Below are 12,062 nucleotides of genomic sequence, written 5' to 3'. Positions count from 1 at the left end.
CAGAGGCGTCGGAGCCCGCACGGTCCGGGTGCCTGAGAGATTGACGGAGAGGTGCTGCTCCTTCGGCGCTCGCCGGGCTTGGTCCTGTGACGGACCGTGTCCCGGCGAAGCTCTCCCGTGCGGCGTCGACGCTGCCTCAGTATATGGGAGCGGGCACCGGCGGGTCAGCCGGTCTTGCGGCTCGCGCGATTCTTGCGGCGGGAGGCGAGCTCGTCCTCGGGCGTCGGCTGGCTCTCGCCGCCGTCGGCACGCTCGGCGGGGAAGTCGGCGATGGCGCCGGTCAGTTCGCGCATGGCGCCGCTGACCGCGATCCCGAAGACGCCCTGTCCGCCCTGCAACAGGTCGACGACCTCCTCGGCGGACGTGCACTCGTAGACGGTGGTGCCGTCCGAGAACAGCGTGATGCGGGCCAGATCTGCCACGCCACGACGACGGAGGTGATCGACGGCGACACGGATGTTCTGGAGCGAGATGCCGGTGTCCAGGAGCCGCTTGACGATCTTGAGGACCAGGATGTCCTTGAAGGAGTACAGCCGCTGGCTGCCGGATCCTGCCGCGCCGCGGATGGACGGCACCACGAGGCCGGTGCGGGCCCAGTAGTCGAGCTGCCGATAGGTGATGCCGGCGATCTGGCACGCACTGGGGACGCGGTAGCCGACCAACTCGTCCGGAACCGAATCGTCGGGGAAGAGACCGGGTTGCACCTCGTCCACGTCGTTCGATGCCAGCAGGCTCATCTGCTCCGGCTCCTGCGGCTGATCTGCCACGTGTTTCTCTCCCTCTCGGATGGTCCGCCTGGAGTCCTCGTCCGCGAACCTGTTCGGCATGCGCGGTGAGAACGACGATGACATCCGTGACGCTCGGCGAGGTCGAGAATACGCCCTCGCCGCGGTGAGCGGCACGTCCTTCATCGACCCGAACGCTATGGACCGCGGAGCCGTGAGGCAACGCGCCACGCGGTAAGCCTCAACCTCAACTCAAGGGTGAGACTCGATCGTTATCTAACCGTCGGTCGCCTTGAAGTCGTCCGGCGAGATGGTGTCCAGGAATTCCTTGAACTTCTCCACCTCGTCCTCGCGCTCGTCCGGCATCACCAGACCCGCTTCGGCCAGGACGGGCTCCTCCGCGAAGATGGGGACACCGGCTCGCAGGGCGATGGCGACCGAGTCCGACGGGCGTGCCGAGACGCGCACGTCCTGGTCGAAGACCAGGTCGGCGTAGAAGGTGCCCTCCTGGAGATCGACGATGCGGACCTCCTTCAGCGATCGCCCCAGGGCCGTGACGATGTCACCGATGAGATCGTGGGTCAGCGGACGCGGCGGTTGCACGCCCTGCTGCTCCAGTGCGATCGCCGTGGCTTCCGTCTGGCCGATCCAGATCGGCAGGTACCGTTCCCCGTCCGACTCGCGCAACAGCAGAACAGGTTGATTCTGTGGCTGCTCCACCCGGATACCGATCACGCGCATCTCGCCCATTGCGCCGCCTCCCAGCTGCTGTGACTCGTCGCCCGCGCACTCGACGGGGCGGACGTGCTCTCCAGTGTATTGACCCGCGGCGCCGACGACCGGCCGTGCGAGCGGCCGACGCACGCCCTCGGGGCTACTTGTCCAGTATCCCGTGAACCGCGGACTTGACCAACGACGTGTGGAGCGACAGCGACAACGCGGCCAGCTCCCGGACGAGCTCCTCGGCGCGGTCGCGCGCGCCCGCGTCACGACCCAGTGCCACCGGCCCGGCAACCTGAGCCAGCAGGTTCGCCTCGCGGTCCGCGGCGAGCTTGAACGCGCGCAGATGCCGCACCTCGAGCCCGTACTGCGCCATCGCCCATGCCGTGCGCACGAGCACCACGGCTTCCTCGTCGTAGAAGCCGGCCGGACCCGCCGAGACGAGGCCGCTCTTCTGCAGTTCGAGCAGGAACGGTTCCTCCACGCCCGCACGCTCGAGCAGGTCGGCACGGCTCATCCGGACGCGCCGCTCACCGAGAAACTCGGTGGGCGAGACACTTCCGGGCGCCAGAGCCAGAACGCGTGGCCCCTTGGGTGCCGTGGTGACACCGTCGGGACCCACGGAACGGATGCCGTTGTCCAGAGCGTCCAGCTGTTCCTTGATGACCTTCAACGGAAGGTAGTGATCGCGCTGCGCCGTGAGGACGTAGCGCAGGCGCTCACAGTCCTCGACGGAGAATCTCCGGTAACCCGACGCCGTTCGTTCCGGGGAGATCAGTCCCTCGGCCTCGAGAAAACGGATCTTCGAAATGGTGACGTCGGGGAAGTCCGGGCGCAGACGATCGAGTACGGACCCGATCGACATGCCGCCACCGGACTGCTGCCCGACTGCCGTCATCAGCTACCTGCGCCGGCAGACGTCTCGCCGAGCTGGCCGCCTGCGGACTGGCCCTTCGGACCGGTCAGGAACACGAGACGGAATTTGCCGATCTGCACCTCGTCGCCGTTCGCCAGAACGGCGGAGTCCACGGGCTCACGGTTGACGTAGGTGCCGTTGAGGCTGCCGACGTCGACGACCTGGAAATCCTCGTCGTCCTGACGGAACTCCGCGTGGCGACGGCTCACGGTGACGTCGTCGAGGAAGATGTCGCTGTCCGGGTGGCGTCCCGCGGACGTCGTGGGCTGGTCCAGCAGGAAGCGCGAGCCCGCGTTGGGGCCACGCTTGACGACGAGCAGGGCGGAACCGACGGGCAGACCCTCGACCCCGGAGACCGGTGAGTCGGAGGAGCCCTGGGGCGCCGCTGCGGAATCGATCTCGTTCAGGAAATCCGCTCGGAAGACCGAGGTGGTCTCCGCGGGGGACTCTCCGTAGACGCCGTCGTTGCCGTTATCGCTCACGTTTCTCCTCCTCGATCTGATCGCCCCTCACCCACGAGGCGATTCAGCACATTCTCTTGTCACGCTTGTCTGACGGTTCCGCGGTTCCCCGACCGGGGTGCCGCCGAACCACGTGAGGACCTTACCGACCGTACCTTGCACACACCGTCGCCCGGGCGTGCTTGCAGCCCCGCCGGGCACGGCTGTTACGTGGTCGTGATCGACGCGTACCCCTCGGCGTCCATCATCGCCTCGAGGGCGTCGTCGAGATCGCTCTCGGAGTCGACGGACAGGTCCACGAGCCAGCCCGCGCCGTACGGATCACTGTTCACCAGTTCCGGGTCGCCGTCCAGTTCACCGTTCACCGCAACCACTTTGGCCGACAGCGGGGCGTAGATGTCGGAGACGCTCTTGGTGGACTCCACCTCGCCGAGCGACTCACCGGCCGACACCGCATCGTCCTCGGTGGGCAGCTGGACGAAGACGACGTCGCCGAGCTGCGACTGTGCGTAGTCGGTGACGCCCACGCGCACGGTGGTGGGGCCGGTCCGCTGGACCCATTCGTGCTCGGCCGTGTACCGCAACTCGGTGGGGATATCGGTCTGGCTCACGTGAACCGGGTCCTTTCGCAGGCGTTGTCGCGGTGCGGACGAGGAGAACCGCACTCGCGCTGAGCGTATTGGCGAGCTTTCCGCATCCGCAAGGCGGGCGCTCCCCGGTTCATCGTGTGGCGAGCGGGAGGCGTCGGACCGGACCGAGCGCCAGGCCGAGGTACAACGCGCCCGTGTAGAGGTACAGCGCGGTCCCCCACACCAGCAGGGCCTGCGCCGGAATCGCGATCACGTCGGCGCCGACCCAGTCCACCCGCGCGGCGAGAAGGAACGGCAGGGCACTCATCAGCACGAACGTCGCGGCCTTGCCGAGGTAGATGACCTCGGGCGGAGCAAGTCCCCGCCGCCGGTAGAGCAGCAGGGTGAGTGCGAGGATGCCGTCCCGCGCGATCAGGACCACGGCCACCCACCACGGGAGGATGCCCGCGAGGGCGAACCCCACCAGGGTGGTGACGACGTACAGGCGATCGACGAACGGATCCAGCAGAGCACCCAGGGCCGACGACTGGTCGAGCAGCCGGGCGAGCTTGCCGTCCAGCCAGTCCGTGGCCCCGCTGAGCAGAAGCAGCAGCAGCGCCCAGCCGTACGCCTGCTCCCCCAGCAACAACCACAGGAACACCGGCACCCCGAGCAGGCGAACGACACTCAGAGCGTTGGGCACCGTCAGGATGCGATCGCCGACGACACCGGCGACCACGTCGCGAGGGCTGTCGGACGCCGGACCGGTCATCCCCCGAGCTTTCCACACGGGCGCGCCGTTCGGACCCGACGAGCCGCTCAGCGCCAGGCGAAGACAGGCTGCTCGTAGTCGTGCACGCGAGTGTGCCGCCCGCCGAGCACCACCTCGCGGAACTGGTGCACCACCGCTCCCGTGGGTGCGTGTACCAGGCTCGAGCGAAAGGGCCACTGCACCACTGGTCGCGGCGACTCGGCGATCGACACGAACCGGGCGTCGACGTCCAACTCGTCCGCGGTGACGCGGTAGAGGAACTCCACCTCGTCGGGATTGGGCACCGCGTCCCCGGTCCAGTCCGCGATCCACACCACGAACGGACGGATGACGTAGCCGGAGCGGGTGCGATAGTCGTCGAGCGTCCCGAGGACGGAGTCCGGCCCGACTCGAATGCCGACCTCCTCCTCCAGTTCACGCAGGGCGGCCTCCACCGGCGTCTCGCCGTCGTCGACCCGCCCGCCGGGCAACGCGAACTGGCCCGGATGCGCACGCATCCGGGAGGGCCTCTTCGTCAGCAGCACGTGCCGATCGCCGGGCTCCCCGCCGACGGCCACGACGACCGATGCTCGCCGTTCGTCACCGCCCTCGATGAGCCGACTCTCGAAACAGTCCAGCGTCCGCACGATCTCTGCACGTTCGAGGCGTGTGTCCATCAGGCGACAGTAGCCAGCCTCACCGGGCGGGCGCGCGCAGCGCCCGCACGGCCGGAGCCGCCGAGTACGGCAGGATGCGCGAGCGATCCACCGGAAGAGCCAGCTCCACGACAGCGGACTCGTCGATCCGGTACGGCTGGGCGAGCACGACGCCGGCGAAGGCCTTGCGCAGCCGCGACATCTCGGCTCGGACCGTGATGGCACGGCCGTTGTCACCGAACAGTTCCGTCGCGAGCTCCGCCGCGGTGCGCCCGTCCCGTCTCGCGGCGAGCAGGAAGAGGATCTCCGCGTGCCGAGGCGTCGGCTCGTGCGACCAGGTCCCGAACGGGCTCGACACCTCGACCACGGTGCGGGAGGGGTCGGACACGTCGATGCGGATCGTCGTCGGCGTCGACTCCCCGTCGACGACTCCGTCGCGTTGCGAGGACGCCGGTCGCACCATCCAGCCACCGGGCAGCGGCTCCAGATCGCACACACCGAGCGTCGGTACCCACAGTCGACCCGGCGCCACCTCGTCGGGAAGCAGCACTCGATTGCGCACCGGGACCGACGCCACCGCCGCGACCCACCCGTGCCCGTCGACGGCCAGCGCGGGCGTCTCCGACCGTGCCAGCATCGGCGCCGCCACCGAGCGCAGGTTGTCGAGCGTGCGTCGATGTTGTTCGCGCAGCTGAGCTTCGGCCAGCCGAGACACGGCATCGATCAGCGCCAGCGTGGTGGGGTGCACCGAGCTCGCGGGTCCGCTGACGTCGACGAGGCCCAGCACCCGGCCGGTACGCGGATCCTTGATGGGGCTGCTCGCACACGTCCACGCGTGATGAGTGCGCACGAAGTGCTCGGCGGAGAAGATCTGCACCGCCGAGCGCGAGACCAGCGCCGTGCCGATGGCGTTGGTTCCCACACTGTCCTCGGCCCAGTCGGCGCCCTCGACGAAGCCGAGCCGATCGGCGCGGTCGAGCACCGAGGGCGCCCCGCTGCGCCACAGCACCCGCCCGAGCCGGTCCGCGACCACCAGCAGGTTGTCCGAGTCCTGCAGAACCGAACGCAGGCTCCCGGTCAACTCCGGCAGGATCTCCACGAGCCCGGAGTCTCGACGCATCTGCTCGAGTGCCGCGGCGTCGACCGAGTCGGCGGGCCCGCGGTTCTCCGGGTCGACACCCAGGTTCATCACGCGCTGCCACGAGTCGCCGATGACGTCGCGGGGGCGAGCGGGCGCGCGGGCACCCGACATGGTCGCGTCGTACACGGCGGACAGCAGCTGCGCGTACCGACGTGGGTCCTCACCTGCCGCGACGGCGGGCTCGGGTCCGGAGGTTCGAGTCATCGACACCGATTGTGCTCCACATCACAGTGCACGTCATCCCCGGGTCTGCCCCGATCGGTCATCGGTAGACGAGTCCGCCGTCGATGAGACCGGCCTGACCGGTCATGTACGCCGCGTCGGGGCCGGCGAGGTAGGAGACGTATCCCGCGACGTCGTCGGGAGTCTCGGCACGGCCCAACGCGATACCGCCCACGAACTTCTCGAAGGTCGCGCCCTCTTCCGCACCCGTCAGTTCGGCGAACCGCTTGTCGATGGTGACCCACATGTCCGTGCCCACCACCCCCGGGCAGTAGGCGTTCACGGTGATCCCGGCGGAGGCGTACTCCTTGGCGGCAGCCTGCGTGAGACCGCGCACGGCGAACTTGGTGGCGCTGTAGACACCGAGCATCTCGAACCCGTCGTGCCCCGCGATGGACGACGCGTTGATGATGCGGCCGGGCCGACCGAGTTCGATGAACGTCGCGGCCGCCGCCTGGATACCCCACAGCACGCCCTCGACGTTGATCGACAAGATCCGGCCGACCTCCTCCGGCGTGGCCTCGGACAACGGTCCGACGAGTGCGATCCCGGCGTTGTTCACCACGATGTCGAGACCTCCCAGCTCCGAGGCGGCCCGGTCGACGGCGTCGAACACCTGTCGGCGATCGCTGACGTCGGCGACGATCGTCGTGGCTGAGCGACCGAGCTCCCGCACCTCGTCGGCGACCTGGCCGATGCCGTCGTCGCGCACGTCGACGAGGGCGATGTCCGCGCCGTCGCGCGCAAGTCGGAGGGCGATTCCCCGCCCGATTCCCTGTCCTGCGCCCGTGACGAGGGCAACCTGACCGTCGATGCTCATGTGTGTCTCCTTCGTGTGATGGTGCATGTGTGGGACAGAGCTCAGAGCGACGGATCGACGAGGACCTTCATCTTCGTGCCGGCGTGCAGTGCCTCGAATCCGTCGTCGATCACCGCGTCCATCGCGATGCGCGACACCCACCCGGTGGGGTCGTACACGCCGTCGGCCATCAGAGCGATGACGGCGTCGTAGTCGGCGGAGGTGTAGCAGAGCGACCCCTGGATGCGGGCCTCCTTCATCACCAGATCGAGAAGCGGTGTGGTGAGCGGCTTCTCGTAGATGGCCACGCTGACCATCGGCTTGCGGGACCCGACGCACGCCAGCGCGGTCGCCACCGCCGGCGCGACACCGGCCGCGTCGTACACGGCGTCGGCGCCGCGCCCGTCCGTCTCGTCGGCAACCAGCGCGGGGACATCGACGGACGTGGGGTCGAGAGTGCGCGCACCGAGCGCTTCGATCGCTGCTCGCCGGGTCGCGGACGGCTCCACCACGAGGATGTCGTCGAGCCCCTTGCCGCGCAGCGCGAACCAGAGCCCGATGCCGATCGGTCCCGCCCCGAACACCATCGCGGTGTCGCCCTCGCGCACCTCACCCAGAGTCGCCGCGTGGTAGGCCACCGACATCGGCTCCACCAACGCACCCAGATCGAGGGACACCGAGTCCGGCAGCGCGTGCAGCATGTCGGTCGGCACCACCGTGTACTCGGCCATTCCGCCGTCGGACATCAGTCCGTGAAAGCCGATCGACTGGCACACGTTGTAGTTGCCGGCTCGACACGGACCACAGTGCCCGCAGCGGTACAGCGGTTCGATGGCGACACGGTCGCCGATCGACCACCCCGTCACTCCCGCGCCGAGCTCCGTGATGGTGCCGGAGAACTCGTGCCCGAGAATCAGCGGCATCTGCTGACCGGTCAGGGCGTGCGGCTCGGTGGTAATGAAGATGGGACCGGCGTAGTACTCGTGCAGGTCGGTGCCGCAGATGCCGTTCGCCCCGACGGCGATCTTCACCTGGTCCGGACCGGGATCGGGCTCCGGGACATCGGCGATCTCGACCTTGCCGGGTCCGTGGTACACCGCTGCGCGCATCGTTCGACTCCTCACCGGCCGTCCCAGCGACGGCCGTGATCACCGTTCTATGTGACACGCGGCACAGCACGACAGGGTTGCAGTCGGTTGCACCTGCGACTGCAACCCGCTGCAACTCTTCCTCGCGACCGCGTCCGCGGCGTGTGCTGTGCATCACACGAGTACGACCACGGAACGACGAAGACGGAGTTGTCATGACCCAGACCCTCGAGCCACCCACGCAGAGCATCTCGCCGCAGCAGCGAGTGGACGCATGGTTGGCCGATTTCGAAGCGGGGCTCGCAGCGCGGGACATCGATCGAGTCGTCGCGATGTTCGCCGTCGACAGCTTCTGGCGCGACTTGGTGACGTTCACCTGGAACCTGAAGACCGTCGAGGGACGCGACGGCATCGCGGACATGCTGACGGCTCGACTGGACGATGTCGACCCGCGCGGCTTCCACACCACCGAGGCCCCGGACGAGGCCGACGGCGTCATCTCCGCCTGGATCGAGTTCGAGACGGCGGCTGCGCGCGGGAAGGGCCATCTACGTCTTCGCGAGGACGCCGACACCGGCACAGCCCTCGCCTGGACACTGCTGACGACGATGCAGGAACTGAAGGGGTACGAGGAACCGCGCGGGCACGCGCGACCGATGGGGGCTGTGCACGGCTCGAACAAGCAGACGAAGACCTGGGCCGAGCGACGCGACATGGAGGAGAAGGAACTGGGATACGGCGTCCAGCCCTACGCCCTCGTCGTCGGCGGCGGTCAGGGCGGCATAGCTCTGGGTGCCCGCCTGCGTCAGATGGGCGTTCCGGCCATCGTCGTCGATCGCGGCGAGCGTCCCGGTGATCAGTGGCGAGGGCGCTACAAGTCGCTGTGCCTCCACGACCCGGTCTGGTACGACCACCTCCCCTACCTGCCGTTCCCGGACAACTGGCCGGTGTTCGCCCCGAAGGACAAGATCGGCGACTGGCTCGAGATGTACACGAAGGTCATGGAGGTGCCGTACTGGTCGAAGACGACGGCCCTGTCGGCGTCGTTCGACGAGGCGGCCGGGGAATGGACCGTGGTGGTCGATCGCGACGGCGAGGAGGTGACGCTGCGACCGAAGCAGCTGGTGATGGCGACGGGCATGTCCGGCAAGGCGAACATCCCGAATTTCCCGGGAATGGACGTCTTCCGAGGCGAGCAGCATCACTCGAGTCAGCATCCCGGTCCGGACGCCTACGTCGGCAAGAAGGTCGTGGTGGTGGGCTCGAACAACTCGGCGCACGACATCTGCAAGGCGCTGTTCGAGACGGGCGCCGACGTCACGATGCTCCAGCGGTCGTCCACTCACATCGTCAAGTCCGACTCACTGTGCGAGATCGCGCTGGGCGACCTGTACTCCGAGCGCGCCGTCGAGTCCGGAATGACCACGCAGAAGGCGGATCTCACCTTCGCGTCACTGCCGTACCGCATCATGCACGAGTTCCAGATCCCGGTGTACCAGCAGATCGCGGAGAAGGACAAGGACTTCTACGACCGCCTCGAGAAGGCCGGCTTCCAGCACGACTTCGGGGACGACGGCTCCGGACTCTTCATGAAGTACCTGCGGCGCGGCTCCGGCTACTACATCGATGTCGGCGCCTCGGAGCTGGTGGCGGACGGCAGCATCCACCTCGTCGGCGGTCAGGTCGATCACCTGACCGAGAACGCGGTGGTGCTGTCCGACGGGACGGAACTCGAGGCCGATCTCGTCGTGTACGCGACGGGCTACGGATCGATGAACGGCTGGGTGGCCGACCTGGTGGACCAGGAGACGGCCGACAAGGTGGGCAAGTGCTGGGGTCTCGGTTCCGACACCACCAAGGACCCCGGCCCGTGGGAGGGCGAGCAGCGCAACATGTGGAAGCCGACCCAGCAGGACAACCTGTGGTTCCACGGCGGCAACCTGCACCAGTCGCGGCACTACTCGCTCTACCTCGGCCTGCAGCTCAAGGCTCGGTACGAGGGCCTGGACACCCCGGTGTACGGGCTGCAGGAGGTCCATCACCTGCGCTGAACCACTCGTGCGCCTCGTGCGTGTCCCTGGACACGCGTGAGGCGCACGGCGGTCGTCGGAGCGAGCGAACTCAGCCCACGGTCGGAGTGAGGTCGGTCGTCACTGACCGAGCCAGAGTCGCTTTCGGCAGACGGCGAGCATGGGCTCGACCAACGCCCGATCGGTCACCCGAACACCGTTCTCGAGCAACACCTTCACGCGACCGAAGAACTCGAGGGGCACCAGTCCGAACTCCACCAGGATGTCCTCGGCGCGGCCGCCGCCGTAGACGTACCACCGCCGTAGGAAGGCGACCATCGCGAGGTCGGTCTCCGACGGATCGGTCGGATCGGTGGACAGGGGTGCTGCGCCGGGCGTCGTCGGCCTGGAGGCAGCGGGGAAGGGTGTGCGTGTCACGACGCGAGTATTGCCCATCGATCCGACACCGCGGTGACGGATCGGTGAACATGCCGACGAGTCACAGCAATTTCTCAGCGGCTGGTCACTCCGGGACAGTGTGAGCACCGGACCGCGCGGGTATGTGATCCCCACCACGCCACTGCGGCGTCGTCCACCGTTCCGGTAGCGGAGGCAATAGATTCGACGGTGTTCGTCGTTCGTCGGCGGCACGACCGCCGGAGGGGCAGCACGATGAACGTTCGACACAGACGACCGGCCACCTGGTTCGCGACGGCCGCAGTGGGCGTCGCACTGATCACCGCCCTCGCGGCCCCCGCGAGCGCTGCGCCCGCACCGGGCGACTTCTCCGGCGTTCCGGAGCGGACCTCCCTGTCGTACACCTCGCTCTCGACGGGCGTCCACGTCGGCACTGCCAACGAGAACGAGGCACGGCCGGGACTCTCCACGGTCAAGCTCTATCTCGCGGATCACGTGCTCCGACACGGTGATTCGTCCGCCGAGGACCGCGACCTCGCCGCTCGCATGATCCAGGTGAGCGACGACTGGGCCGCCTCGCTGCTCGACAGCAAGTACCCCGGCGCCATCGACGCCGCGGCGCGCGAGTACGGACTGACCGCGACGTCGCGAGGCAGCTTCTGGGGCGACTCCTACACCAGCACGGCCGACACCGTGCGCTTCCTCGACACCAAGAAGCGCACCGATCCCGGCAGCCCTGTCCTCGCGTGGATGACCACGGCGCTGCCGGTCGCGGCCGACGGCACGGTCCAGGACTGGGGCACCGGTCGACTCGCCGCCGCCACCGGAACCAAATGGGGTTGGGCGGACGACGGGTCCAGCGTCGTCGCCTCGGCCTCCATCGGCGACGACTTCACGGTCGCGGCCAACACCTACGGCGGCCCGGCGACCCAGAGCGACGACGTACTCACCGCGCTCGGGGCGTTCGATCTGGCGACCCCGTCGATCGTGACCGCGCCGAGTGTTCCGTCGCTGCTCGACGCCATCCTCGGTATTCGCTGAACCGGCCCAGTGGCATCGGGCGTCGACGCCACTCGGACAGTTCACGATCAACGCCTTACGTGGTGAGATCGAGGCGCATGACCACCTCGTGACGACCGTCCGGTAGCTGGTCTCCCGGCGTGTCCGACGCGGTGAAACCCGAGCGCTCGTAGGTTCGGCGGGCGGCGACGTTCTCCGACATCACCGAGAGCGTCAGCGTCACGGCGCCCGAAGCAGCAGCCCACCTAGCGATCGCGGTGATGAGCGACCGCGCAATTCCCCGACCGCGAGCGGCCGGGTCGGTCCACATCGAGATGAGTTCGGCGCTGTCGGGATCGTCGACATCGGGGACGCCGCTCGCGAGGCCCACCGGGACCGCAGCGTCGAACGCAACGAGATCCAGCGCTCCCGGGATCGACAGGCGGTCCCTCCATCGGCACTCGGGGGCGTCTTGCCAATCGGCGAGCGTGGAGCCGAACGCGTGGGGATCTTCCGCGAGCGCCGCCAGGCGGAGTGATCGCCACGCTTCCCAGTCATCGGCGGTCACACGGCGCAGCTCGATCGTCAC

The 12,062-nt window shown here is 68.3% G+C and carries 14 protein-coding genes and 1 riboswitch; of the genes, 2 read left to right on the top strand and 12 right to left on the bottom strand.

Features of this window, described 5'->3' with window-relative positions; translation table 11 throughout:
• Positions 1-10 precede the first annotated feature (10 nt).
• A riboswitch (glycine riboswitch) is annotated at positions 11-128 on the bottom strand.
• Between the two features lie 36 nt (positions 129-164).
• The 10 genes from JOE30_RS13850 to JOE30_RS13805 form a co-directional block, all read right to left on the bottom strand.
• A complete protein-coding gene (locus tag JOE30_RS13850; protein ID WP_231476295.1) occupies positions 165-737 on the bottom strand; it encodes a MerR family transcriptional regulator in 573 nt (190 codons plus the stop codon).
• Between the two features lie 264 nt (positions 738-1,001).
• A complete protein-coding gene (locus JOE30_RS13845; RefSeq protein WP_027505439.1) occupies positions 1,002-1,475 on the bottom strand; it encodes a bifunctional nuclease family protein in 474 nt (157 codons plus the stop codon).
• 124 nt (positions 1,476-1,599) lie between these two features.
• The gene (locus tag JOE30_RS13840) at positions 1,600-2,343 is read right to left on the bottom strand and encodes a MerR family transcriptional regulator (protein ID WP_204867309.1); all 744 of its coding nucleotides are present in this window, start codon (positions 2,341-2,343) and stop codon (positions 1,600-1,602) included.
• Positions 2,343-2,843 carry a glycogen accumulation regulator GarA gene (gene garA / locus JOE30_RS13835; protein ID WP_204867307.1) on the bottom strand — a complete coding sequence of 167 codons (501 nt, stop codon included), beginning with the start codon at positions 2,841-2,843 and terminating at the stop codon, positions 2,343-2,345. Before garA ends, JOE30_RS13840 begins: the two co-directional genes overlap by 1 nt.
• Before the next feature lie 185 nt (positions 2,844-3,028).
• Positions 3,029-3,433 (bottom strand): glycine cleavage system protein GcvH, encoded by a 405-nt coding sequence (gene gcvH / locus JOE30_RS13830; RefSeq protein WP_027505442.1) that lies wholly within the window; start codon positions 3,431-3,433, stop codon positions 3,029-3,031.
• A gap of 109 nt (positions 3,434-3,542) precedes the next feature.
• Positions 3,543-4,163: a CDP-alcohol phosphatidyltransferase family protein gene (locus JOE30_RS13825; protein ID WP_204867305.1), complete on the bottom strand. Its 621-nt coding sequence runs from the start codon at positions 4,161-4,163 to the stop codon at positions 3,543-3,545.
• Between the two features lie 47 nt (positions 4,164-4,210).
• Entirely contained in the window at positions 4,211-4,819 is a 609-nt protein-coding gene (locus JOE30_RS13820) for a CoA pyrophosphatase (RefSeq protein WP_204867303.1), read from the bottom strand.
• A gap of 19 nt (positions 4,820-4,838) precedes the next feature.
• Positions 4,839-6,143, bottom strand: a complete 1,305-nt coding sequence (locus JOE30_RS13815; RefSeq protein WP_204867301.1) for a GAF domain-containing protein — start codon at positions 6,141-6,143, stop codon at positions 4,839-4,841.
• A gap of 58 nt (positions 6,144-6,201) precedes the next feature.
• On the bottom strand, positions 6,202-6,981 hold the full coding sequence (locus JOE30_RS13810) for an acetoin reductase (protein WP_204867299.1): 780 nt from the start codon (positions 6,979-6,981) through the stop codon (positions 6,202-6,204).
• Between the two features lie 41 nt (positions 6,982-7,022).
• Entirely contained in the window at positions 7,023-8,069 is a 1,047-nt protein-coding gene (locus tag JOE30_RS13805; RefSeq protein ID WP_204867297.1) for a 2,3-butanediol dehydrogenase, read from the bottom strand.
• A gap of 194 nt (positions 8,070-8,263) precedes the next feature.
• Here JOE30_RS13805 and JOE30_RS13800 point away from each other — a divergent pair, with 194 nt between their 5' ends.
• On the top strand, positions 8,264-10,099 hold the full coding sequence (locus tag JOE30_RS13800; RefSeq protein ID WP_204867295.1) for an NAD(P)/FAD-dependent oxidoreductase: 1,836 nt from the start codon (positions 8,264-8,266) through the stop codon (positions 10,097-10,099).
• Positions 10,100-10,198: 99 nt separating this feature from the next.
• Here JOE30_RS13800 and JOE30_RS13795 read toward each other — a convergent pair whose 3' ends face one another.
• Positions 10,199-10,495, bottom strand: a complete 297-nt coding sequence (locus JOE30_RS13795; RefSeq protein ID WP_204867293.1) for a hypothetical protein — start codon at positions 10,493-10,495, stop codon at positions 10,199-10,201.
• Positions 10,496-10,729: 234 nt separating this feature from the next.
• Here JOE30_RS13795 and JOE30_RS13790 point away from each other — a divergent pair, with 234 nt between their 5' ends.
• A complete protein-coding gene (locus JOE30_RS13790) occupies positions 10,730-11,515 on the top strand; it encodes a hypothetical protein (protein WP_204867291.1) in 786 nt (261 codons plus the stop codon).
• Positions 11,516-11,570: 55 nt separating this feature from the next.
• Here JOE30_RS13790 and JOE30_RS13785 read toward each other — a convergent pair whose 3' ends face one another.
• Complete coding sequence (locus JOE30_RS13785; protein WP_204867289.1) at positions 11,571-12,062, bottom strand: GNAT family N-acetyltransferase; 492 nt, start codon at positions 12,060-12,062, stop codon at positions 11,571-11,573.

The sequence above is a fragment of the Rhodococcus sp. PvP016 genome (assembly GCF_017832185.1).
Classification (GTDB): domain Bacteria; phylum Actinomycetota; class Actinomycetes; order Mycobacteriales; family Mycobacteriaceae; genus Rhodococcoides.
The sequence above is the reverse complement of the archived record's forward strand: the minus strand, read 5'-3'. Positions and strand labels throughout refer to the sequence as shown.

Coding starts and splice junctions, on each gene's coding strand:
- JOE30_RS13850 (WP_231476295.1), bottom strand. CDS start 737: ATGAGCCTGCTGGCATCGAACGACGTGGACGAGGTGCAACCCGGTCTC.
- JOE30_RS13845 (WP_027505439.1), bottom strand. CDS start 1,475: ATGGGCGAGATGCGCGTGATCGGTATCCGGGTGGAGCAGCCACAGAAT.
- JOE30_RS13840 (WP_204867309.1), bottom strand. CDS start 2,343: ATGACGGCAGTCGGGCAGCAGTCCGGTGGCGGCATGTCGATCGGGTCC.
- JOE30_RS13825 (WP_204867305.1), bottom strand. CDS start 4,163: ATGACCGGTCCGGCGTCCGACAGCCCTCGCGACGTGGTCGCCGGTGTC.
- JOE30_RS13820 (WP_204867303.1), bottom strand. CDS start 4,819: ATGGACACACGCCTCGAACGTGCAGAGATCGTGCGGACGCTGGACTGT.
- JOE30_RS13815 (WP_204867301.1), bottom strand. CDS start 6,143: ATGACTCGAACCTCCGGACCCGAGCCCGCCGTCGCGGCAGGTGAGGAC.
- JOE30_RS13810 (WP_204867299.1), bottom strand. CDS start 6,981: ATGAGCATCGACGGTCAGGTTGCCCTCGTCACGGGCGCAGGACAGGGA.
- JOE30_RS13805 (WP_204867297.1), bottom strand. CDS start 8,069: ATGCGCGCAGCGGTGTACCACGGACCCGGCAAGGTCGAGATCGCCGAT.
- JOE30_RS13800 (WP_204867295.1), top strand. CDS start 8,264: ATGACCCAGACCCTCGAGCCACCCACGCAGAGCATCTCGCCGCAGCAG.
- JOE30_RS13790 (WP_204867291.1), top strand. CDS start 10,730: ATGAACGTTCGACACAGACGACCGGCCACCTGGTTCGCGACGGCCGCA.